We start from the raw sequence: 22,114 nt of genomic DNA on the forward strand, positions 1-22,114 counted from the left end.
CTCTCCGGTCAGGGGATGCTGATTTCGCGTACGGGGTCGCTGCCGTCCCAGCCCCGCGCGGCCTCCCTGATCGAGTCGAAGAAGCCGCCCCACTGCGCGGTCTCGATCACCTCGACCACCGTGCCGCCGTGCTCCTCCGTGGGCAGATAGGCGAAGCGGCTGCCCGGACCGGAGTCGCCGTAGTGGTACGGCTCGACGTCGGCCTCGGCGAAACGGGCGAGGAACGCGTCGTAGGTGTCGTCACCTTCCCCCTTGGCGAAGTGGCCCAGGTGGTGCAGCCCTTCGCCGCGCTCCTTCAGGAAGTCGCGGTAGGCGCTGGGGGCCTCCGGGTTGAGCTGCTGGATCAGTTCGATCTGCACGCCGCCCGCCTGGGCGATGCCGACGGCGATCCGGGCGTCGGTGGGTTCGCCCAGGTAGAAGGTGCGGGCGATGGCGGCCTGCGGGAAGTAGAAGAACGGGCCGACGCCGAGGTTCGTCGTCCAGTGCCGCATCGCGGCCTCGACATCCCGCACCACATAGCCGAGCTGGTCTATCGATCCGATCGTGGGTGGCATCTGTCCTCCAGAGGGGGAGAGCGCCGGACCGGGTGCTCTCCAACAGCGGGGCCGCTGCCGGTACTTCGTCGACCGGCAGCCAAGCAGGCTGCCTATGTATAGGGAAGACATGTCGAGGAAGACACCGAGGATCTCCCACTGAGCGGGAAGTGGCGCTTGTCCGCCGAAGCCGTCAGGTAGAGCGTGCTCTCACTCCCGCGGGGCCCGGGAGAGGGCGCATGACCGGCGACGCCGCCGGCACGGATCGGACCGGACCGGGTCCACGCCCACCTTCGGCTTCGGCCTCGGCCTCGGCTTCGGCCTGGGCTTCGGCTCGGCTTCCGCTTCGGCGAAAGGGAACAGTCACAGTGGACCGGGATTGGGATCACGAGTACGACGTGGTGGTGGTCGGCTCCGGTGGAGGCGGCCTCACCGCCGCGATCACCGCGCAGCTGCACGGGATGTCCGCCCTGGTGGTGGAGAAGACCGACCGTTACGGCGGCTCCACCGCGCTGTCCGGCGGAGGTCTGTGGATACCTGACAACCTCTACCTCCAGCAGGCCGGGCAGAGCGACTCGTTCGACAACGCCATGGACTACCTGGACGCCACCGTCGGCGACCAGGTCAGCCGGGAGCGCAAGCACGCGTACCTCACGCGCGGCCAGGAGATGCTGAAATTCCTGCACGAGCGCACGGACGTCCATTTCAAGTACGTCCCGAACTACCCGGACTACTATCCCGAGCGCAAAGGCGGCAAGCCGGCCGGCCGCACCATCGAGCCGGAGACCTTCGACCTGCGCAGGCTCGGCCCTGAGGCAGCGAATCTGCGGACCAACGAGCTGCCCACGTACGGCCTCACCATCACCCAGTACGACTTCCGCTTCCTCAACATGGCGGCCCGTACGTGGAAGGGCCGGCGGACCGCCGCCAGGCTTGCGGCGGGCGCCGTCAAGACGCTGCTCACCCGCGCAAAGCCGGTCGCGCTCGGCGCCGCGCTCGTCGGGCGGCTGCGCCTCGCCCTGGCCAGGTCCGGCGGAGCCATGTGGCTCAACTCGCCCTTCCATGAGCTGGTGTTGGAGGACGGCCAGGTCGTCGGCCTGCGCATCGAGAAGGACGGCCGCACGGTCAACGTAAGGGCGCGGCGCGGCGTCCTGTTCGCCGCCGGCGGCTTCTCGCACAGCCAGGAGCTGCGCGAGAAGTACCTGCCGCGGCCCACCTCCGCGAGCTGGACGCACTCCTCGCCGGGCCAGATCGGCGAGGTGCTGACGGCCGGCGTCGACGCGGGCGCCGCCCTCGCCCTGATGGACAAGGTGTGGGGCGCGCCGTCCGCGCCGGTGCCCGGCGGCGGCCTGTTCTTCCTGGTCGCGGACCGCGCGGTGCCCGGCATGGTGATCGTGAACGGCGAGGGCCGGCGGTTCGTCAACGAGGCGGCGCCGTACCACGAGTTCGTCGACCGGATGTACGCCAGCCCCAGCGCGCCCGAGAACTCCTGGATCGTCATCGACTCGGTCGCGCGCAAGCGTTACCCGTTCGTCGGCCTGGTGCCGGGCCAGAAGTTCCCGAAGGGGTTCGAGGACGAGGGCATCCTCAAGACGGCCGGTTCCGTCCGGGAACTCGCCGCGAAGATCGATGTCCCGGCCGACGCTCTCGAGCAGACGATCGCGCGCTTCAACACCCTGGCCGAGCAGGGCCGCGACGCCGACTTCGGCCGCGGGGACAGCGCCCACGACCGCTACTACGGCGACCCGACGCTGCCCAACCCCAACCTCCACCCGCTCACCCAGGGCCCGTACTACGCCCTGCCCGTCAAGCCCGGCGACCTGGGCACCAAGGGCGGGTTGCTCACCGACGCACACGCGCGTGTGCTGCGCGAGGACGGCACGCCCGTCGACGGCCTGTACGCCACCGGCAACTGCTCGGCGGCCGTGATGGGCGACACCTACCCCGGCCCCGGATCCACCATCGGGCCCTCGATGACCTTCGGCTACGTCGCCGCCACCCACATGAAGGACGCTTCGTGACCTCGTACCACGCGATCAAGACCGACCCCATGCCCGACCGCTTCGCCCGTGGCTGGCACTGCCTGGGCCTCGCGGAGTCCTTCAAGGACGGCAAGCCGCACCAGATCGAGGCCTTCGGCACCAAGCTCGTGGTGTTCCAGGGCGAGAGCGGCGAGCTCCACGTCCTCAACGCGTACTGCCCGCACATGGGCGGCGACCTGAGCCAGGGCACGGTCAAGGGCGACGCCGTCGCGTGCCCGTTCCACGACTGGCGCTGGTCGGGCGACGGCACCTGTTCCGGCATCCCCTACGCGCGCCGCGTCCCCCGGGCCGCGAAGACCCGTACGTGGGCGACGCTCGAGGAGAACCGGCAGCTGTTCGTCTGGCACGACCCGCAGGGCAACCCGCCGATCCCGGAGCAGGCGATCCCGCGGATCGAGGGCGCGTTCAGCGACGAGTGGAGCCAGTGGACCTGGAACCAGATCCTGATCGAGGGCTCGCACCCGCGCGAGATCGTCGACAACAACTCCGACATGGCGCACTTCTTCTACGTGCACTACTCGTTCCCGACGTACTTCCAGAACGTCCTGGAGGGCCACACCGCGGCCCAGCGGATGGACTTCGAGTACCGCCAGGACTACGACCTCGGCATGGTCCCGGCCGGCACGGAGCCCGCGGTGAACCGGTCGGACGCCGCGTACTACGGCCCCTCCTACATGATCGACTACCTGTGGAGTCCGGTCGGCGGCGGCCAGGAGCTGGAAGCCGTACTCATCAACAGCCACTACCCGGTGCGGCAGGACGCGTTCATGCTGCAGTTCGGCGTCATCGTCAAGAAGCTGCCGGGCATGGACAACGACGCGGCCAACGCGGCGGCCCAGCAGTTCGGCGCCGGTGTCGAGATCGGCTTCCGCCAGGACGCGGAGATCTGGCAGAACAAGGCCCGCGTCGACAACCCGCTCCTCACCGAGGAGGACGGCCCGATCTACCAACTCCGGCGCTGGTACCAGCAGTTCTACGTCGACGTGGAGAACATCACCCCGGAGATGACCAACCGGTTCGAGTTCGAACTCGACACCAGCCGCGCCGACAAGGTCTGGCGCGAGGAGGTCGCGGAGAACCTCGCCGCGGGCCGCGTGGTCTCCCACACGAGCACCATCTCCTGAACGCCTGAATGACTCAGGGGCCGGGGCGAGTTGCTCGCCCCGGCCCCCCACACTCGGTACGTCCCGTCAGCCCGCCCGGCGCCGGCCCGGCAGGAACGTGAACACCGCTCCGCCCAGCAGGATCACCGTGCCCGCGACCAGGCCGAGGGCACGCAGGCTGCCGTCGTTCTCCGCACCCGTCTGCGCGAGGCCGCCGGCTGTGCCGGAGCCGCCCGCCGAGCCCGAGCCCGAACCCGAGCCGCCCGCCGCGCCGCCCGGCTGGGCGGAGGTGTCGATCTCCAGGGAGACCTCCGTCTTCGCCGGGGTGCACGTCGTGGTCGTGCCGAGGGCCTTCACCGTGAGGACGCCCGGCGACAGGCTCGACTTGCCGTCCGCGCCCGGCTTGTAGGTGCCCGTCAGGTCGGGGATGTTGATGGGCTCGCCGGACTTGATGGGCTCCTTGTTCGTCGGGCCCTCCACGTGCACGGTGCCCTTGTCGGCGCCGCCCAGCTTGACCTCCATCGACGGCTTGACGGAGTCCTTCGGGATGTCGGCCGGGCTGTCCATGACGGACTTCTTGAACTTGACCGTCAGGCCGTAGTTCCCGCCGTCCTTCTTGGCGTTGATCTGCACGGGCGAGGTGGCGTTCTTGTCACCGATCGGCGTCTTGCACTGGTACGGGATCTGGACTTCCTTGCCGGTGAAGTCGCTCTTGCCCCCGGTACTGCTGCCCCCGGTGCCGGACCCGCCGCCGCCGGCACTGCCGCCCGAGCCGGAGCCGCCCGAACCGCCGGTGCCGCCGCCGCCCGTCGGCAGAGTGGGGAGCCCGGTGGGCAGACCCGTGGGCGCGCCGGTCGGAAGCCCGGTGGGCAGACCGCCCGTCGTGCCGCCCGTGCCGCTGCCGCCCGTGACCTTGATGGTCGCGCCGGGCTTGACCGTCTCCTTGGGCGAGCACTTGGTGTCCGTCGAGATCGGCTTGCTGACGTTGATGTTGTACTTGTCCGGGGTCAGCGTCACCTCGCCGGGCGCCGTCAGCTTGATCTTGCCCTTCATGTCGGACAGCACCATCGGGCTGTTCTTCTTGATGGGCGGGTTGGAGCGCGGGCCGTCCATCGGGACGTCCTCGGTCTGCGCGCCGCTCACCTTGAGGGTGCCGGTCGGCTTGACCGTGTCCTTCTCCAGGTCGATGACGCCGGGGTTCTGGGACGCGGCCTGCGTCGTCTTCCAGACGACCTCCACCTCGTCCCCGACCTTCGCCTCGGCGGGCGCGGTGATCTCGACCTTCGTCGTGCCTTCCACGGGGTCCATGCCGGAGACCGCGGGCGGGATGCACTCGGTCTTGTACGCGACCTCGGCGGCCTGTGCGGGGGTGGCGGCGAGCAGGAGGCCCGCGCCGCCCAGCATCAGGGCGACGCCGGCCGCGCTCACTCTCCGTTGGGTGCTCACGTGTTTCCCTTCGTTGTCGGGCTGTTGTCTGACGGTGCGGAGAGCTGACCGGCCGGTGTGCCGGGGTCGGTGTCCGGGGTGAACCAGGGCAGGGCCGTGGTGGTCGTGGTCCCGGGTGGTTCGGGCGCCCTGCGCGACGGCCGCGGGCGGCTCGCCCTCGGCAGCCGGGACGCCAGTTCGGGCAGGCCGAGCGCGCCGCGGTGCCGTCCCGCGCCGCCCGGCCGCCGGGGCCGTACGCGGTCGACGACGGCCATGCCGATCCGGAAGACGGCGGCCGGTACGACGACGCAGAGCAGGATCCAGAAGAGGGTGACGCCCCAGGGGCGGCCCACGCCCCAGGGCTGTTCGGCGAGGACCTTGCCGCCGAACTTGAGGGAGACCAGGTAGTTGCCGTGGGCCCCCGAGGACAGTTCGACGGGCAGCTTGATCTGGGCCTTGCGGCCGGGCGGGATCGTGCCGCGCCACTGCTGGTCCTCCCACTGGGGGGCGAACACGCCGTGCGAGGTGCCGACCTGGAAGACGGGATCCTTGACGGGGGCCGAGCCGACGTTGCCGACGGTGAAGACGAAGGTTCGCGCGGGCGGGGCGCCGAACCAGGTCAGGACGCCGCTCGACCCGTCGAGGCGGGTGTCGGTGAGGACGGACAGCTTGCCGCCGCCCGCCTGCGCGGGAATCGGCTTCACGGGGTGGCCCGCCACCTTGAGCACGGCGTCGGCCTGCGCCTTGTCGCCGGTGACTGTCGCCACGTGGACGACGCACGGGCAGGGCACGGGCGGCTCGGCGACCGGGAGCTTCTTGCCGAAGGTGCCGTCGGCGCCGGTGGTGACGGCGCGCCCGTCGGCGTTGGCGCAGGAGTTGGTGCCGCCGACGACTCCCTTGCCGGGTGCGGACTGGCCGCAGATCAGCAGCATCAGCAGCGCGTCGGGCCGCCAGCCCGACCCCTTGACGGTGATCGAACCGCCCGCCCCCGCCTGGGTCCTGGAGAGCGTGACGGCCGGGCCCTCGGCCGCTGACGCGGCCTGCTGCGGCGCGGCGAGAGCGAACGCGGCGAGCAGGACGAGCGCTGCCGCCCACAGCCGGGGCCCGCAGCGGTGGCGGCGGTTCATGACCAACTCCCTTGGGTCTCTTGGTTCCCGCTGTTCGCGCGGCGTCGTCGGCGTACGCACCAGAAGGCCGCGGCCCCGGCGGCCACGAGTGCGGCGCCGGTCCCGGAGACCGCTCCCCACGGCACGAACCGCTTCGTCGCCGTCGCCTCGCCGTGGGCGCCGCCCCCGGCCGTGACGGTGAGCCGCACCCGGACCGAGTCGAGGGCGGGGGCGCTCTGCCACGGCTCGCTGAGCGTGACGCGGCGGCCGGGCAGCAGTTCGACGGGCAGGGTGCGCGGGCGCCGGTCGAGCGCCCGCCCGAACACCCCGTCGGCGCGCACGGCGAGCCGCGGCGTAAGGATCGTGTTCCCGCGGTTGACGAGGTCGTACGAGATCCGGCCGCCGCCCGTGACCTTGACCCGCTCGACGGTGAGCGCCGAGAGGGTGGGGCCGCTGACCCGCAGATGGACGCTGACCCCGGAGTCCCGCCCGTCCGCGCTGGCGACGACGGCGCCGGGGTGGTCGCCGGGTGCGGCGTCGGCCGGGACGGTGACGGTGAAGGGCACTTCGGCGCGGGTGCGGGCGGGGATCTTCACCGTGCGCCGGGCGAAGGCGATCCAGGCGCCCGTGTCGGTGGATCGCGCGCGCACGGAGAGGGCGCCGGCGTGAGTGTTGTCGGCGTCGGCGCCCCGCAGCCGCACGGTGAGGGGGCGGGTGCCGGGGTTGGTGACGGCGACCTTGTCCTGGAGCACCGCGCCGGGGACCCCCTCGGCGTAGAAGTAGGGGCGTCCGTCCTGCGCGGGGCGGGTGCCGCCGCCGGCCGACGGGGCGACGGACCAGGCGGGGGCCGCCGTGCCGGCCGCGGCCGCCGGGGCCCCGGCGCCTACGGCGAGCAGGACGGCGGCCCCGCACAGTGCGCGCAGGCGGGCGCGGGGACGGGACGGCATCGGCGGCTCCAGGTCATCGCGTTCGGACGTCGGACGGGCACGGCCGCCGTGGTCAGCGCGCGGCCTGGTGACGCCGCGTCAGCCACAGCACGCCGGCCGCGCCCGCGAGCAGCACCGTGCCGCCGAGGGTGCCGAGCGCGATCGCGGAGTCCTCGGGCCCGGTCTGCGGCAGTTCGCCGCCGGACGGTGTGCTCTGCGAGCCGCCCGAAGTGCCGCCGCCACCGGCCGACTTGACGTCCAGGGTCAGGGACGGCTTCGGGCTGTTGGCGGGGGTGCACGTGGTCGTGGTGCCGAGCGCCTTGATGGTGAGGACACCCGCGGTGAAGGTGACCTTGCCGGTCTTCGCCGGGGTGTAGGTGCCCGACAGGTCGCTGATCTTGATGGGGGTGTTGGCGGGGATCGCCTCCGCGTTCGGCGGTCCGGACACCGGCAGGCTGCCGGTCTCGGCGCCGCCCAGCTTGATGACGGCGCTGGGCTTCATGGCGCCCTTGCCGAGCTCGACCGGGCTGGACGAGACACCCTTCTGGAAGGACATGGTGATCTTGTAGCCGCTGCCGCTCGGGACGCTCTTGATGTCGATCGGAGAGACGGCTCCCTTGTTCCCGATCGGCGTCTTGCACTGGTAGTTGACGTCCTGTACGGCGGCCTGGGCTGCGGGGGCGGCCATGAGCACCCCGGAGCCGGCCAGGGCCGCGGCGAGCGCGAGCGCTGCCGTTCGTTTCTGGTACGTCCGGTACGACACCTCGAGTTCCCCCTCATGCCGGTTGGTCCTGAGTTGCACCCGCCAAGTTACTGACGGCGCATCAGATAAGGCGCTCAAGGTACGCCGGGGACCTTGTCGAGGGAAGACATAGACGTGCGCCGGATCCGACGGGATCCGGCGCGTGCGAAGAGATGTACGAACCCTGGGTAACCCCAAGTGCCGCAAGGGGTCCCGCAAGAGGTCCCGTAAGGGGTCCCGTCAGGCGGGCGCCCCGACCTCCGCCCAGACGGTCTTACCCGGGACGCCGGGTTTCCTGACGACGCCCCAGTCCATGCACAGGCGCTGCACGATGAACATCCCGTGCCCGCCGGGGCGCCCCGCGCGGTGCGGGGTGCGGGGCGCGGGCTGGCCGGCGCCCTGGTCGGAGACCTCGATGCGCAGCACCTTGCTGTCGCAGGAGATCCGCAGTTCGTCGGGCCCCTCGGCGTGCAGGCAGGCGTTGGTGACCAGCTCGGAGACGACGAGCAGGACGTCCTCGGCCGCGGCGCGCCGGTCGGCGGTGTCCGCCGGCATCCAGCCCCAGGCGTGCAGCGCCTCGCGAGTGAAGTCGCGGGCCAGGGGGACGATGCCGGCCGCCCCGACGAGGTTCAGGGTGCGGCTCTGGTGCCCGGCTGTCCGCCCGACGTCGGCGGGGGACTGGCTGGGCGTGCCACCGGCGTGGCCGGCGGCCTCCGGCTCCGGGCCGCGGTCGCCCGGCGAGTAAGGCCGGGTGGTGCTCATCAGCACTTCACCTCACCGAGACTCTTGACGTGTGATGTGTGGGAACGAACCGCCGTGACGGTGTGGTCCCGGGTGGGACCCAGCAGGTCTCCTGCCCGACCGCACCGTGAGAACACCCACGGGTTCGGGATGGACCGTGTGACACTCGTAACGCCTCGATCACATAGAGACAACTGACGCGCGACTTCCGTGCTCCACCTGCGTACGCGCCCTGTCACTCGCCGTCGAGAGCCGCGCTCAGCGACTCGTGGACGGTGAAGACGGCCTCCGCGCCGGTGATCTCGAAGACCCGGGCCACCACGGGCAGCATCCCGGCCAGATGGACCCCGCCCCCGGCGGCTTCCGCCTTGAGGCGGGCACCGAGCAGCACGTTGAGTCCGGTGGAGTCACAGAACTCCAGGCGTGAGCAGTCGATCACCAGCCGTGAGAATCCGGCGGCGAGACAGCTCTCCAGGGGTTCTCGCAATAGGTCGGCGGTGTGGTGATCCAACTCACCCACCGGGGTCACGACGGCGCTGGCGCCCTCTTCCCGCACTTCGACCTGAAGCCGGCCCCGATGTGCGCTGCCGACTGTCCCGCGGTCCATGACGTCTCTCTCTTCCGAGTCTGCTCGACCGTCGTGGCTGTTGATTGACGCCCTCGAACACTACGCCCTCACCCCGCCCCCCGACACCCGAACAACCCCCAGGAATCGGACATTTACGCACAGAACGCACTTGCGAGCGGAGTGTAAAAGCGGGTAGGCCTAGTAAGGACAACTTTTCGCCACGGCCGGCTTTGGAGGCGCCGCACATCGCAAGTGCACGTATGGGCATCGGCAGCCATATGCCGAGAACGATGGAGGACATCATGTCACCCCGGCTCGACGAATCGCGTACTGACCAGGCGTCGACGTCGACACCCCCACCGGAACACGAGGCCTTCGACATCCTGGCCGGCCTGCCGGAGATCCCGCCTTTCGACGAGGTGGCTCCCCAGGACGCCCGGGCGCTGTCCAAAACGCTCTTCGAGCGGCTCGAGTCCCTCGAAGAGGGCACTCACGAATACTCCTATGTCCGCAACACGCTGGTTGAACTCAACCTCGCACTGGTGAAGTTCGCGGCGTCCCGGTTTCGCTCCCGCAGCGAGCCGATGGAGGACATCATCCAGGTCGGCACCATCGGCCTGATCAAGGCGATCGACCGCTTCGAGCTGAGCCGTGGGGTCGAGTTCCCCACGTTCGCGATGCCGACCATCGTCGGCGAGATCAAGCGCTTCTTCCGCGACACGTCCTGGTCGGTCCGCGTCCCGCGGCGCCTCCAGGAGCTTCGCCTCGACCTTGCCAAGGCGGGCGACGAACTCGCCCAGCAGTTCGACCGCGCACCGACGGTGGGCGAGCTCGCCGAGCGCCTGGGCATCTCGAACGACGAGGTCGTCGAGGGCATGGCCGCGTCCAACGCCTACACGGCCAGCTCCCTGGACGCACAGCCCGAGGAGGACGACTCCGAGGGCGCGCTCGCGGACCGCATCGGGTACGAGGACCACGGCCTCGAGGGCATCGAGTACGTCGAGTCCCTCAAGCCCCTGATCGCGGAGCTGCCGTCCCGCGACCGGAAGATCCTCTCTCTGCGCTTCGTCGCCAACATGACGCAGTCGGAGATCGGCGACGAGCTCGGCATCTCCCAGATGCACGTGTCCCGTCTGCTCTCGCGCACGCTGGTGCGACTGCGCAAGGGCCTCACGCTGGAGGAGTAGCAACCGCTACCCCGCCCGCATGAGGCCCTTGAGAGAACTGTCCGTCGGTCAGGCGGCGCGTACCCCGCGCCGCCAGACCGCCGACACCAGCGGCACGCCCGGCCGGTACGCCAGGTGCACATGGCTCGGGGCGTCGAGCAGCGCCAGGTCCGCGTACGCGCCCGGCGCCAGGCGCCCCACGTCCTCGCGGCGCAGCGCCTGCGCGCCGCCCGCCGTCGCCGCCCACATGGCCTCGTCGGGGGTCATCCCCATGTCCCGTACGGCCAGGGCGATGCAGAACGGCACCGAGGACGTGAACGACGAGCCCGGGTTGCAGTCCGTGGAGAGGGCGACCGTGACGCCCGCGTCGAGGAGCCTGCGGGCGTCGGGCCACTGCGCGCGCGTCGAGAACTCCGCGCCCGGCAGCAGCGTCGCGACCGTCGAGCTGTTCGCGAGCGCGTCGACGTCCTCGTCCGTGAGGTGCGTGCAGTGGTCGGCGCTCGCCGCCTCCAGCTCCACCGCGAGCTGGACGCCGGGGCCGTAGCCGAGCTGGTTGGCGTGCACGCGAGGGAGCAGGCCCTTGGCCTTGCCGGCCGTGAGGATCGCGCGGGCCTGGTCGCCGTCGAAGGCGCCCTTCTCGCAGAAGACGTCCACCCAACGGGCGTGCGGGGCACAGGCGTCCAGCATCTCGCCGGTGACGAGCGCGACGTAGGCGGCCGGGTCGTCCGCGTAGTCCGGCGACACGATGTGGGCGCCGAGGTAGGTGACCTCGTCGGTGTGGCGCGCCGCGATGCGCAGCGCCCTCGCCTCGTCCTCGACGGTCAGGCCGTAGCCCGACTTCGTCTCGAAGGTCGTGGTGCCCTGGCGCAGCGCCTCGTCGAGGTGGTGGACGAGGTTCGCCTCCAGCTCCTCGTCCGTGGCCGCGCGGGTGGCGGCGACGGTCGTACGGATGCCGCCGGCGGTGTAACTGCGGCCCGACATGCGGGCGTTGAACTCCTGGGTGCGGTCGCCCGCGAAGACCAGGTGGGAGTGCGAGTCCACGAAGCCGGGGATGACGGCGCGGCCCTGCGCGTCGTGGACGGCGTCGGCGGCGGGCGCCTTCTCCTGCGGCCCCACCCAGGCGATCCGGTCGCCCTCTATGACCACGGCGGCGTTCTCGACGAGGCCGAGGGGGGTGTCGCCGTGGGCCGGGTCGTTGGTGACCAGGGAGCCGATGTTGGTGATGAGGGTGGTGGTCATGGTTCCTCTCCTTGGGGTGGGGGGTACCTCGAACGCCGGACCGGCTGAATCATCAGCCCGTCCGGCGTTCGAGGACTTGGGGAAGGGACGGGCCCTGAAGGGATGTCAGGCCCGGAGCGCCCCGATCGACGCGGCCAGCGCCTCGGCGACGTCCCCGACCAGCTCGTGCCGGCCGTCACGGACGACGTGCTTGCCGCCCACGACCGTGTGCTTCACATCGGCGCCGCTCGCGGCGAACACCGCGATCTCCGCGCCGAGGCCCGCCACCGGTCCGGCGGTGCGGACAGAATCGAGCGCCACCGTCACGAGGTCGGCGAAATTGCCGGTCTCGATCCGTCCGGCGTCGTCCCAGCCGAGCGCCGCGTGGCCGTCGGCCGTGGCGGCGCGCAGCAGGGCCGCCGCCGTCCAGTGACCGCGCGTCTGCGTGCGCAGCCGCTCGTTCAGCTCCATCGCCCGCGCCTCTTCGAAGAGGTCGATGACGGCGTGGCTGTCCGAGCCCAGCGAGAGCGGGGAGCCCGCCTTCTGCAGGGCCACGGCCGGGCCGATGCCGTCGGCCAGGTCGCGCTCCGTGGTGGGACACATGCACGTACCCGTACGGGAGTTGCCCAGGAGGGCGATGTCCTCGTCGGTCATGTGCGTGTTGTGCACGCCCACGGTGCGCTCGCCGAGCACGCCGTGCTCCGCGAGGAGCTGCGTCGGCGTGCAGCCGTGCGCGGCCAGGCACGCCTCGTTCTCCGCGACCTGCTCGGAGAGGTGGACGTGCAGCGCCGCGTCACGGCTCTGCGCCCACTCGGCGACCGTGGAGAGCTGGCCGGCGGGCACGGCGCGCACGGAGTGCACGGCCGCGCCGATCTTCGCGTGGTCCCGGTCCTTGAGGAGCGAGGCCCGCTCGGCCCACGCCTCGGTGGTGCCGTCCGAGAACCGCTGCTGGTGCTCGTCCGGCGCCTTACCAAAGCCGGACGAGACGTACGCCGTGTCGAGCAGCGTGATGCGGATACCGGCCTCGGCCGCGGCCGCGATCAGCGCCTCGCCCATCGCGTTCGGGTCGGCGTAACGGGTGCCGCCCGGCGCGTGGTGCAGGTAGTGGAACTCGCCGACGGTGGTGATGCCGGTGAGCGCCATCTCCGCGTACACGGCCCTGGCGAGGGCGTGGTACGTGTCCGGGGTGAGCCGGTCCGCGTACGAGTACATGGTGTCGCGCCACGTCCAGAACGTGCCCGAGCCCACCTGGACGTGGGAGCGCAGGGCACGGTGGAAGGCGTGGCTGTGCGCGTTGGCGAGACCGGGGACGGTCAGGCCGCGCAGGGCCGTCGCGCCGGGCGGCGGAGCCTCGACCCCGGTCCGCACGGCGGAGATACGGCCGTCGGCCGCGACCTCCACGACGACACCCGACTCGACCGCCGGGTCGATCCAGGCATGTTCCAGCCAGTACGTCACCTGCACGCCAGACCCTCCAGTACGTCCGCGAGTGCGCTGACCCCGGCGAGGCAGTCGCCCTCGGCGGCGTGTTCGGCCGGCGAGTGCGAGACGCCCGTGGGGTTGCGCACGAACAGCATGGCGGTCGGGATCCGGTCCGCGAGGATTCCCGCGTCGTGTCCCGCGCCCGTGCCGAGCACCGGGACGGTGATCTCGCCGTCGGTGCCGAGGATGCGGCCCAGCTCGTCGCGCAGTGCGTGGTCGAACTCGACGACGGGCGTGAAGGACTCACGGACCGTCGTCAGGTCGAGACCGTGCTTGTCGGCGTACTCACGGGCCGCCTTCTCGACGCCGGTGACGACCTGGTCGAGGGTGTCCTGGTCGGCGGCGCGCGAGTCGAGCCAGCCGCGTACGAGCGACGGGATGGCGTTGACGCCGTTCGGCTCGACGGAGATCTTGCCGAAGGTGGCGACGGCGCCCGCGAGTTCCGCCTCACGGCGGGCCGCGAGGACGGTCTCCGCGTACGGCAGCATCGGGTCGCGGCGGTCCACGAGACGGGTGGTGCCCGCGTGGTTGGCCTCGCCGCGGAAGTCGAAGCGCCAGCGACCGTGCGGCCAGATGGCGCTCGCGATGCCCACGGCGTCGCCGGACAGGTCCAGGGCGCGGCCCTGTTCCACGTGCAGCTCGATGAACGCGCCGATGCGGGAAAGCCGCTCCGGGTCCGCGCCGATGGCCTCGGGGTCGTACCCCGCGGCCTCCATGGCCTTCGGCAGGCTCACGCCGTCCATGCCGCGCAGCTCGGCGGCCTGGGCCGGGGTGAGCTTGCCCGAGGTGAGGCGGGAGCCGACGCAGGCGAGGCCGAACCGGGCACCCTCTTCGTCACCGAAGTTGGTGAGGGCGAGGGGCTTGGTGAACTCCACGCCCCGGGCCCGGAGTTCGTCGAGCGCGGCGAAGGACGACACGACGCCGAGGGGGCCGTCGAAGGCGCCGCCGTCGGGCACGGAGTCCAGGTGGGAGCCCGTCACGACGGCGTCACCGGCGTTCGGGTCGCCGAGCCAGGCCCACTGGTTGCCGTTGCGGTCGAGCTCGTAGGTCAGGCCACGGGACTCGGCCTGCGCCTTGAACCACTCGCGGCAGTCGGCGTCCGCCGCCGTCCACGCGTAGCGGCGGTAACCGCCGCTGTCCTTGTCACGGCCGATGGGCGCGAGGTCGCGCCACATCTCGCCGAAAGAGGGGGTCGTCACGCGTCGTCACCCTCGCGCATGGGGATGCGGACGCCGCGCTGCTCGGCGACCTCGGCCGCGTGCTCGTAACCGGCGTCGACGTGACGGATGACGCCCATGCCGGGGTCGTTGGTCAGGACACGCTCGATCTTCTGCGCGGCGAGGTCGGTGCCGTCGGCGACGCAGACCTGACCGGCGTGGATGGAGCGGCCCATGCCGACACCGCCGCCGTGGTGGATCGAGACCCACGAGGCACCCGAGGCCGTGTTGACCAGGGCGTTCAGCAGCGGCCAGTCGGCGATCGCGTCCGAGCCGTCCTTCATGGCCTCCGTCTCGCGGTACGGGGAAGCCACCGAGCCCGAGTCGAGGTGGTCACGGCCGATGGCGACCGGCGCCGACAGCTCGCCGGAGGCGACCATCTCGTTGAACTTCAGACCCGCCAGGTGACGCTCGCCGTAGCCCAGCCAGCAGATACGCGCCGGCAGACCCTCGAACGCGATGCGCTCGGAAGCCATGTCGATCCAGCGGTGCAGGTGCTTGTTCTCCGGGAACAGCTCCTTGATCGCCTTGTCCGTCTTGGCGATGTCCTCCGGGTCACCCGACAGGGCGGCCCAGCGGAACGGGCCCAGGCCCTCCTCGAACAGCGGACGGATGTGCGCCGGCACGAAGCCGGGGAAGTCGAACGCCCGCTCGCAGCCGGCCTTGCGGGCCTCGTCCCGGATCGAGTTGCCGTAGTCGAAGACCTCGGCGCCCTTGTCGAGGAAGCCCAGCATCGCCTCGACGTGCAGGCGCATCGAGTGACGGGCCTTGTCCGTGAAACCGGCCGGGTCCGCCTCGCGCTCCTTGTCCCAGTCCGCCACCGAGATCCCGACCGGCAGGTAGGCCAGCGGGTCGTGGGCCGAGGTCTGGTCGGTCACGATGTCGATCGGCGCATCCCGCTCAAGCAGCTCCGGGAAGATCTCCGCCGCGTTGCCGACCACACCGATGGACAGACCACGGCGCTCGTCGCGGGCCTGGACCGCCAGCTCCAGGGCGTGGTCCAGGTTGTCGGCCTTCACGTCCAGGTAACGGGTGCCGATACGACGGTCGATACGGGTCTCGTCGACGTCGACACAGATCGCGACGCCCTCGTTCATCGTCACCGCCAGCGGCTGCGCACCACCCATGCCACCCATACCGGCGGTCAGCGTGATGGTGCCGGCGAGGGTGCCGTTGAACTTCTTGCGGGCCACCGCGCCGAAGGTCTCGTAGGTGCCCTGGACGATGCCCTGCGAACCGATGTAGATCCACGAACCGGCCGTCATCTGGCCGTACATCGTCAGACCCTCGGCCTCCAGCTTGCGGAACTCCTCCCAGTTCGCCCAGTCACCCACCAGGTTCGAGTTCGCGAGCAGCACACGCGGCGCCCACTCGTTGGTACGCATCACACCGACCGGCTTACCGGACTGGACGAGGAGCGTCTCGTCGTTCTTCAGCGTCTTCAGCGTGCGCACGATCGCGTCGTACGCCTCCCACGAGCGGGCAGCCTTGCCGGTGCCCCCGTAGACCACGAGCTTGTCGGGGTGCTCGGCCACCTCGGCGTCAAGGTTGTTCTGCAGCATGCGGAGGGCACCCTCCTGCTGCCATCCCAGGGCGCTCAGTTCCGTACCGCGCGCAGCTCGTACGGGGCGGGGTCCTGACATGGCTTCCTCCTACAGATTGTTGCTTGGGTTATTCACATCCTGGCGCTCTGAATAGAACTAGTCAATACGTCTCGTGGGCCGGTTGCCCCGTTGACGGGTACCCCACGAGTGGTTGCCTGGTGCCATGACTGAGGACCAGCAGCTGACGTACGACGCCGCAACCCGCCGTGACCAGGGCGTTCGCGCCGCCGTCGACCAGGGGCTCGTCGGCCCCGGCGCTCCCGTCGCGGGCCTTCTCGACGTCGCCGGGATCCGCGCGTCGGCCGCGTCCCTGCGCGCCGCGTTCGAGGCCGTCACCGCACCCGGCACACCCGTCCTGCACGCCTTCGCCGTGAAGGCCACGCCACTCGTGCCCGTCCTGCGTCTGCTGCGCGAGGAGGGCATCGGCGCGGAGGTGGCGAGCCCCGGCGAGCTCGCCCTCGCCCGCGCCGCCGGCCTGACCCCCGCCCGCACCGTCCTCGACTCCCCCGCCAAGACCCCCGCCGAACTGCGCGAAGCCCTCACGCTCGGCATCGCCGTCAACGCGGACAACCCGCAGGAACTCGCCCGGATCGACGCCCTCGTCGCCTCCGCGCCGACCGCCTCACCCCTCGGCATCCGCGTGAACGCGCAGATCGGCGCGGGCTCGATCGGCGCCCTGTCGACGGCGACCGCGACCTCCAAGTTCGGCGTCGCACTGCGCGACGAGGGCGCGCGCGCCTGGGTCGTCCAGGCGTATCTGGACCGGCCCTGGCTGACCCGCCTGCACACGCACACCGGCTCGCAGGGCGTACCGCTCGACCTGATGGCACAGGGAGTTTCCGCCGCGTACGAACTCGCCGAGGAGATCAACCGCGCGGCCGGACGACAGCAGATCGACACCGTCGACATCGGCGGCGGACTGCCCGTGAACTTCACCTCCGACGAGGAGACCCCGACCTACGCGGACTACGCGCGGCTCCTCGCCGCCACCGTCCCCGGCCTGCTCGACGGCCGCTACGGCCTCGTCACCGAGTTCGGGCGCTCACTGCTCGCCAAGCACGGCACGGTCCTCGCGCTCGTCGAGTACACGAAGACGTCCGGCGGCCGGCCGATCGCCGTCACCCACGCCGGCGTCCAGTCCGCGACCCGCACCGTGTACGCGCCGGAGTCCTGGCCGCTGCGCATCGCCGCCTACGACGCGAAGGGCCGCCCGAAGTCCGGGCCGCCCGTCGCCCAGGACGTGGCGGGCCCCGCCTGCTTCGCCGGCGACCTGCTCGCCGAGAACCGCGAACTCCCCCTGCTCGAACAGGGCGACTACGCCGCGGCCCTCGACACAGGCGCCTACTACTTCGCCCAGCACTACACGTACAACTCCCTCCCCCGCCCCGGCGTCTACGGCTTCACCGCACACCCGGGCGAGCCGGTCACCCTCGCGACGGTACGAAAGCCGCAGACCGTGGAGGAGATCGTCGCGGAGTCGGGCGGCGGGGAGAGCGACGCCCTGCTCGGACTGTGAGAGGCCCTAGCCCTCCCAGTCCGACTTCTCCCCGTCGCCGCGGGACCCGAAGCGCGGCATCCGGCGTGCCGCGTGCAGCGCGTTCACGCCGACGATGCCGGTCCAGGCGATCAGCAGGCCCGGCAGATGGGCGTTGACGGCCGCGATCGCGGAGAGCGGGATGGCGAGGACGAGGGAGACGATGCCGAAGCCGAAGCGCTCACCCCAGTTGTCGCCGTCGGTGCGCGGTGAGCGCGCGTCCCGGGCGACGGCCATCTGCTGCTCCGCGAGCTGCCGCCGCACCCGGCGCTCCACGGCGCCGTCGAGGCGCTGCTCGACCTTTTCCAGGAACGAGTCGACGAGCGCGGACTCGTACTCGTCGCCGAGATCCCTGCGCGCGTGCAGGGTGGCGTCGAGTTCTTTCTTGAGTTCGGCGTCACGGGCTTCCATACGGCCAACCGTACAAAGCGGCCCGGCCCGTGACAGTGGGGCTAGCCCCCCTCTTGGGGCCGGGCCGGCCCCCCTACGACGTCACGGACTCGGGCTCCGGCTCGGGCAGGATCGTCGCCTCGGGGACGTGGGCCGTGTTGCGGCGGGCCACCAGCCAGTACAGGACGGCCGGGACCACGAGGCCCACGATCCAGGAGATGTCGGCGCCGCCGAGGGGCGCGACGAGCGGGCCCGTGTAGAAGGCCGTGGACAGGAACGGGAGCTGGGCGAGGAGCCCGAGCGCGTACACCCCGAGAGCGTCCCAGCGCCAGGCGCCGTAGCGGCCGTCCGGGTCGGAGAGGGCCGGGATGTCGTAGCGTTCGCGGGAGATCAGGTAGTAGTCGACGAGGTTGATCGCCGACCACGGCGTGAAGAACGTCAGCAGGAACAGCAGGAAGTCCTTGAAGGACGCCAGGAAGCTGTCCTTGCCGAGCAGCGCGACGACCGTGCCCGCGATCATGATGAGCGCGATGTACGCGGTGCGGGCGCGCTGCGAGAGGACCTTCTGGCCCCGGAAGCCGCTGACGCTCGTCACCATCGACATGAAGCCGCCGTACGTGTTGAGCACGTTGATGGTCAGCTTGCCGAGCGCGATCACGAAGTACAGGAACGAGGCGATGAGCCCGGCGCCGCCGAGCCCGACGACGTAACTGACCTGGCCCGCGAGGAACTTCTCGCCCGCGGTCGCCGCGACGAGGACGCCGAAGGTCATCGACCACTGCGAGCCGAGCGCCGAGCCCGACAGCGTCCACCAGAACGTGGCCTTCGCCGAGGTCGTGCGGGGCAGATAGCGCGAGTAGTCCGCGACGTACGGGCCGAAGGCGAGCTGCCAGGACGCGGAGAGCGAGACGGCGAGCAGGAACATCGGGGCGCTGAAGTGGGCGTCGTGCAGGAGCGCGGAGAGGTCGACGCGGTCCAGGAGGCGGATGCCGAGGTAGACGAAGGCGACGGCGCAGATGATGCTGGCGACCCGGCCGAGCGCGTGGATGACGCGGTAGCCGACGATCGCCATCACGCCGGTGACCAGGGCGAAGATGATGATGCCGGTGCTGTCGCCGGTGTGCGTGAGCTGGCCGACGGCCTGGCCCGCGAGGACGCTGCCGCTGGCGAAGAACCCGACGTACATCAGGATCACCAGGAGCAGCGGGACGACCGCGCCGCGCACGCCGAACTGGGCGCGGGACTGGATCATCTGCGGCAGGCCGAGCTTCGGGCCCTGCGCCGAGTGCAGCGCCATGACGGCGCCGCCCAGCAGGTTGCCGAGAACGAGGCCGACGAGCGACCACACCACGTCACCACCGAAGACGACGGCGAGCGCGCCGGTCACGACGGCGGTGATCTGGAGGTTCGCCCCGAGCCAGAGCGTGAACTGCGAGAACGCCCTGCCGTGACGTTCGCTGTCGGGGACCACGTCGATGGAGCGCCGCTCCACCAGTGTTTCCGCCATGACGCGACACCCCTTTCCGGGTCCTGCCGACGCCACACGCCGGCCTGCATATCGTCATGCAGAGTTCTCGCCAGTGAATAAAATGTCAATACTTTGCTGGGTATCGACGGTTGCGGTCTCACATGCTGGACGCGCGGGACCGACCCCGCGCATCCCCGCAGCCCACACCCCTGGCGTCACGCCCCCGCCCTGAATAAACTCATACACAAACGAAGACCGCTGAATGGACCGACGGGGAGACATGAGCAACCGCACGGAAAGCGACACGGGCGCGAACACCCCCGCCGCACGCCTCCAGCACCTCTTCGAGAACCACCGGCTGACGCCCACCCAGCGCCGCATCGCGCACTGCATGGTGCGCCGCGCCGCCGACGTGCCGTTCCTGTCGTCCGTCGAACTCGCCGAACTCGCCGGTGTCAGCCAGCCCTCCGTCACCCGCTTCGCCGTGGCGCTCGGCTTCGACGGCTACCCCGCCCTGCGCCGGCACCTGCGCGAGGTCACCCCCGCCGAACCCGCCGACGCGGGCTCCCTCAACGAGTACCAGCAGGCCGTCGAGGCCGAGATCGAGAACCTCCGCCACCTCGCCCAGCTCCTCGCCGACCCCGCCCCCGTCGAACGCGCCGGACGCCTGCTGGCCGGGTCCCGCCCACTGCTCGTCCTCGGCCTGCGCGCGGCGGCCTCCCAGGCGTACGGGTTCTCGTACTTCGCCTCGAAGGTCCACCCCGACGTACGGCTCCTCGACGAGGGCGGCAGCACACTCGCCGACCGCGTCGACGCCGCCGTCCACTCGGGCGCCACCGCACTCCTGTGCTTCGCGCTCCCCCGCCACCCCAAAGAGGTCGTGGACGCGCTCGCCTACGCCAAGTCGGCGGGCCTCACCGTCGTCACGGTCGCCGATTCGGCGTTCACCCCCGTCGCCCGGCACTCGGACCTGCTCCTGCCGGCGGCCGTGGGCGAGGGCCTGGCCTTCGACACCGCGTGCTCGCCGATGCTCCTGGGCCGCGTCCTCCTGGAGGCGATGTGCGACAACCTCCCGGACGCGCAGGCCCGCCTGGAGGAGTTCGACGTACGCGCCGCGGAACGGGGCCTCTTCGCCGAGTAAGGAAGCGGTGCGCGGGGACCGCCGCACCCCCGTGAGCGGGGGGCGGGACGACGGCGGTCCCCGCGTGGGACACGGGGCCGGGTCAGGGCCGGGCCACCGCGTCCGCAGCGTCCATGGAGGTCCGGGAGCCGCTCCGGAGGTTCCTTGACGCCGCTGGGGTGCCGGCCTGACCGGGGAGCCGATCCCGCCCCTGCCGACACCCCTTACTGTGCCGGACCCGTGTTAAGCGGGTGCTGCGCGGACGTGACGCGCTCGTACCGAACACGCGAACCCGCGCAGCGACTTGCCGGCCGGCCTGCTACTTCCCGTTCTTCGCGAGGAAGGACAGCAGGTCCTGACGACTCACCACGCCCTTGGGCTTGCCCTCGACCAGCACGATCGCGGCGTCCGCCGTACCGAGCACCGCCATCAGGTCCTCCACCGGCTCACCCGAGCCGACCTGCGGCAGAGGCGACGACATGTGCTTCTCCAGCGGGTCCCCGAGGGAGGCGCGCTGCGTGAACAGCGCGTCGAGCAGCTCCCGCTCGACGACGGAGCCGATGACCTCGGCCGCCATCACGTCCGGGTGCCCGGCGCCCGGCTTCACGATCGGCATCTGTGAAACCCCGTACTCGCGCAGCACCTCGATGGCCTCGCCGACGGTCTCCTCCGGGTGCATGTGGACGAGGGACGGCAGCGCGCCGCCCTCCTTGTCCGCGAGCACGTCGCCGACGCGCGCGCTCGGCCCCGCGTCGTCGAGGAAGCCGTAGTCGGCCATCCACTCATCATTAAAGATCTTGCTCAGGTACCCGCGTCCGCTGTCCGGGAGCAGGACGACCACCACGTCGTCGGGGCCGAGGCGCTCCGCGACCCGTAGTGCCGCGACGACCGCCATGCCGCAGGAGCCGCCCACGAGCAGGCCCTCCTCCTTGGCGAGGCGGCGGGTCATCTGGAAGGAGTCCTTGTCGGACACGGCGACGATCTCGTCGGCGACCGTGCGGTCGTACGCGGTCGGCCAGAAGTCCTCGCCGACGCCCTCGACGAGGTACGGGCGACCGGAGCCGCCCGAGTACACGGAGCCCTCCGGGTCGGCACCGACGACCTGAACGCGGCCCTCGCTCACGTCCTTCAGATAGCGGCCGGTCCCGGAAATGGTGCCGCCCGTGCCGACGCCGGCCACGAAGTGCGTGATCCGTCCGTCGGTCTGCTCCCACAGCTCCGGGCCGGTGGAGTGGTAGTGGGAGAGGGGGTTGTTCGGGTTGCTGTACTGGTCCGGCTTCCAGGCCCCCGGCGTCTCACGTACGAGCCGGTCGGAGACGTTGTAGTACGAGTCCGGGTGTTCCGGGTCAACGGCCGTGGGGCAGACGACGACCTCGGCGCCGTACGCCCGCAGAACATTGATCTTGTCCGTGGAGACCTTGTCGGGGCACACGAAGATGCACTTGTACCCCTTCTGCTGCGCCACGATGGCCAGGCCGACGCCCGTGTTGCCGCTGGTCGGCTCCACGATGGTGCCGCCCGGCTTGAGGGCGCCGCTCTCCTCTGCCGCCTCGATCATGCGCAGGGCGATGCGGTCCTTCACGGAGCCGCCGGGGTTGAAGTACTCGACCTTGGCCAGGACGGTCGCCTGGATACCTTCGGTCACGCTGTTGAGCCTCACGAGCGGGGTGTTGCCGACGAGGCTGATCATCGAGTCGTGGAATTGCACCGTTGTCTCCGGGCTGCGATG

The 22,114-nt window shown here is 71.0% G+C and carries 19 protein-coding genes; 5 read left to right on the forward strand and 14 right to left on the reverse strand.

Features of this window, described 5'->3' with window-relative positions; translation table 11 throughout:
* Window positions 1-8 precede the first annotated feature (8 nt).
* Entirely contained in the window at window positions 9-554 is a 546-nt protein-coding gene (locus EOT10_RS31565; RefSeq protein WP_189492314.1) for a VOC family protein, read from the reverse strand.
* 347 nt (window positions 555-901) lie between these two features.
* Here EOT10_RS31565 and EOT10_RS31570 point away from each other — a divergent pair, with 347 nt between their 5' ends.
* Together EOT10_RS31570 and EOT10_RS31575 are read left to right on the forward strand one after the other, a co-directional pair.
* A complete protein-coding gene (locus EOT10_RS31570) occupies window positions 902-2,554 on the forward strand; it encodes an FAD-dependent oxidoreductase (RefSeq protein ID WP_223281324.1) in 1,653 nt (550 codons plus the stop codon).
* Window positions 2,551-3,699, forward strand: a complete 1,149-nt coding sequence (locus tag EOT10_RS31575; RefSeq protein ID WP_431313343.1) for a 3-ketosteroid-9-alpha-monooxygenase, oxygenase component — start codon at window positions 2,551-2,553, stop codon at window positions 3,697-3,699. The genes EOT10_RS31570 and EOT10_RS31575 overlap by 4 nt, the downstream gene beginning before the upstream one ends.
* A 66-nt stretch (window positions 3,700-3,765) precedes the next feature.
* Here the strand turns inward: EOT10_RS31575 and EOT10_RS31580 are convergent, their stop codons facing one another.
* From EOT10_RS31580 to EOT10_RS31605, 6 genes are all read right to left on the reverse strand, one after another.
* The gene (locus EOT10_RS31580) at window positions 3,766-5,082 is read right to left on the reverse strand and encodes a hypothetical protein (RefSeq protein ID WP_189492331.1); all 1,317 of its coding nucleotides are present in this window, start codon (window positions 5,080-5,082) and stop codon (window positions 3,766-3,768) included.
* A 38-nt stretch (window positions 5,083-5,120) separates the two neighbouring features.
* Window positions 5,121-6,230: a hypothetical protein gene (locus EOT10_RS31585; protein WP_127831802.1), complete on the reverse strand. Its 1,110-nt coding sequence runs from the start codon at window positions 6,228-6,230 to the stop codon at window positions 5,121-5,123.
* Entirely contained in the window at window positions 6,227-7,156 is a 930-nt protein-coding gene (locus tag EOT10_RS42215) for a COG1470 family protein (protein ID WP_127831803.1), read from the reverse strand. Before EOT10_RS42215 ends, EOT10_RS31585 begins: the two co-directional genes overlap by 4 nt.
* A 52-nt stretch (window positions 7,157-7,208) precedes the next feature.
* A complete protein-coding gene (locus EOT10_RS31595) occupies window positions 7,209-7,898 on the reverse strand; it encodes an LPXTG cell wall anchor domain-containing protein (RefSeq protein WP_127831804.1) in 690 nt (229 codons plus the stop codon).
* A 219-nt stretch (window positions 7,899-8,117) separates the two neighbouring features.
* Window positions 8,118-8,639, reverse strand: a complete 522-nt coding sequence (locus tag EOT10_RS31600) for an ATP-binding protein (protein ID WP_127831805.1) — start codon at window positions 8,637-8,639, stop codon at window positions 8,118-8,120.
* A gap of 214 nt (window positions 8,640-8,853) precedes the next feature.
* Entirely contained in the window at window positions 8,854-9,225 is a 372-nt protein-coding gene (locus EOT10_RS31605) for an STAS domain-containing protein (RefSeq protein ID WP_127831806.1), read from the reverse strand.
* 263 nt (window positions 9,226-9,488) lie between these two features.
* Here EOT10_RS31605 and EOT10_RS31610 point away from each other — a divergent pair, with 263 nt between their 5' ends.
* Window positions 9,489-10,373, forward strand: coding sequence for an RNA polymerase sigma factor SigF (locus EOT10_RS31610; protein ID WP_127831807.1), 885 nt, complete (start codon window positions 9,489-9,491; stop codon window positions 10,371-10,373).
* 48 nt (window positions 10,374-10,421) lie between these two features.
* Here EOT10_RS31610 and hutI read toward each other — a convergent pair whose 3' ends face one another.
* The 4 genes from hutI to hutU form a co-directional block, all read right to left on the reverse strand.
* A complete protein-coding gene (hutI, locus tag EOT10_RS31615; RefSeq protein ID WP_127831808.1) occupies window positions 10,422-11,591 on the reverse strand; it encodes an imidazolonepropionase in 1,170 nt (389 codons plus the stop codon).
* A gap of 105 nt (window positions 11,592-11,696) precedes the next feature.
* Entirely contained in the window at window positions 11,697-13,034 is a 1,338-nt protein-coding gene (locus tag EOT10_RS31620; RefSeq protein WP_127831809.1) for a formimidoylglutamate deiminase, read from the reverse strand.
* Window positions 13,025-14,227, reverse strand: a complete 1,203-nt coding sequence (locus EOT10_RS31625; RefSeq protein ID WP_127831884.1) for an allantoate amidohydrolase — start codon at window positions 14,225-14,227, stop codon at window positions 13,025-13,027. The genes EOT10_RS31620 and EOT10_RS31625 overlap by 10 nt, the downstream gene beginning before the upstream one ends.
* Window positions 14,228-14,247: 20 nt before the next feature.
* Entirely contained in the window at window positions 14,248-15,912 is a 1,665-nt protein-coding gene (gene hutU, locus EOT10_RS31630; protein ID WP_127831810.1) for a urocanate hydratase, read from the reverse strand.
* 124 nt (window positions 15,913-16,036) lie between these two features.
* Between hutU and EOT10_RS31635 the strand changes: the two genes are divergently transcribed.
* The gene (locus EOT10_RS31635) at window positions 16,037-17,389 is read left to right on the forward strand and encodes a type III PLP-dependent enzyme domain-containing protein (RefSeq protein WP_127831811.1); all 1,353 of its coding nucleotides are present in this window, start codon (window positions 16,037-16,039) and stop codon (window positions 17,387-17,389) included.
* 6 nt (window positions 17,390-17,395) lie between these two features.
* Here the strand turns inward: EOT10_RS31635 and EOT10_RS31640 are convergent, their stop codons facing one another.
* Window positions 17,396-17,818 (reverse strand): hypothetical protein, encoded by a 423-nt coding sequence (locus tag EOT10_RS31640; RefSeq protein WP_127831812.1) that lies wholly within the window; start codon window positions 17,816-17,818, stop codon window positions 17,396-17,398.
* 73 nt (window positions 17,819-17,891) lie between these two features.
* Window positions 17,892-19,304, reverse strand: coding sequence for a purine-cytosine permease family protein (locus EOT10_RS31645; RefSeq protein ID WP_127831813.1), 1,413 nt, complete (start codon window positions 19,302-19,304; stop codon window positions 17,892-17,894).
* Between the two features lie 241 nt (window positions 19,305-19,545).
* Here EOT10_RS31645 and EOT10_RS31650 point away from each other — a divergent pair, with 241 nt between their 5' ends.
* Complete coding sequence (locus EOT10_RS31650) at window positions 19,546-20,406, forward strand: MurR/RpiR family transcriptional regulator (protein ID WP_127831814.1); 861 nt, start codon at window positions 19,546-19,548, stop codon at window positions 20,404-20,406.
* Between the two features lie 298 nt (window positions 20,407-20,704).
* Here EOT10_RS31650 and EOT10_RS31655 read toward each other — a convergent pair whose 3' ends face one another.
* A complete protein-coding gene (locus EOT10_RS31655) occupies window positions 20,705-22,093 on the reverse strand; it encodes a cystathionine beta-synthase (protein WP_127831815.1) in 1,389 nt (462 codons plus the stop codon).
* Window positions 22,094-22,114: the final 21 nt, after the last annotated feature.

The organism is Streptomyces antnestii (assembly GCF_004005495.1).
GTDB lineage: Bacteria > Actinomycetota > Actinomycetes > Streptomycetales > Streptomycetaceae > Streptomyces > Streptomyces antnestii.

What these genes read in the sequence shown, in the direction of transcription:
- EOT10_RS31565 (WP_189492314.1), bottom strand. Translation starts at nt 554, where the DNA reads ATGCCACCCACGATCGGATCGATAGACCAGCTCGGCTATGTGGTGCGG.
- EOT10_RS31580 (WP_189492331.1), bottom strand. Translation starts at nt 5,082, where the DNA reads ATGCTGGGCGGCGCGGGCCTCCTGCTCGCCGCCACCCCCGCACAGGCC.
- EOT10_RS31585 (WP_127831802.1), bottom strand. Translation starts at nt 6,230, where the DNA reads ATGAACCGCCGCCACCGCTGCGGGCCCCGGCTGTGGGCGGCAGCGCTC.
- EOT10_RS42215 (WP_127831803.1), bottom strand. Translation starts at nt 7,156, where the DNA reads ATGCCGTCCCGTCCCCGCGCCCGCCTGCGCGCACTGTGCGGGGCCGCC.
- EOT10_RS31600 (WP_127831805.1), bottom strand. Translation starts at nt 8,639, where the DNA reads ATGAGCACCACCCGGCCTTACTCGCCGGGCGACCGCGGCCCGGAGCCG.
- EOT10_RS31605 (WP_127831806.1), bottom strand. Translation starts at nt 9,225, where the DNA reads ATGGACCGCGGGACAGTCGGCAGCGCACATCGGGGCCGGCTTCAGGTC.
- EOT10_RS31610 (WP_127831807.1), top strand. Translation starts at nt 9,489, where the DNA reads ATGTCACCCCGGCTCGACGAATCGCGTACTGACCAGGCGTCGACGTCG.
- hutI (WP_127831808.1), bottom strand. Translation starts at nt 11,591, where the DNA reads ATGACCACCACCCTCATCACCAACATCGGCTCCCTGGTCACCAACGAC.
- EOT10_RS31625 (WP_127831884.1), bottom strand. Translation starts at nt 14,227, where the DNA reads ATGTGGCGCGACCTCGCGCCCATCGGCCGTGACAAGGACAGCGGCGGT.
- hutU (WP_127831810.1), bottom strand. Translation starts at nt 15,912, where the DNA reads ATGTCAGGACCCCGCCCCGTACGAGCTGCGCGCGGTACGGAACTGAGC.
- EOT10_RS31635 (WP_127831811.1), top strand. Translation starts at nt 16,037, where the DNA reads ATGACTGAGGACCAGCAGCTGACGTACGACGCCGCAACCCGCCGTGAC.
- EOT10_RS31640 (WP_127831812.1), bottom strand. Translation starts at nt 17,818, where the DNA reads ATGGAAGCCCGTGACGCCGAACTCAAGAAAGAACTCGACGCCACCCTG.
- EOT10_RS31645 (WP_127831813.1), bottom strand. Translation starts at nt 19,304, where the DNA reads ATGGCGGAAACACTGGTGGAGCGGCGCTCCATCGACGTGGTCCCCGAC.
- EOT10_RS31650 (WP_127831814.1), top strand. Translation starts at nt 19,546, where the DNA reads ATGAGCAACCGCACGGAAAGCGACACGGGCGCGAACACCCCCGCCGCA.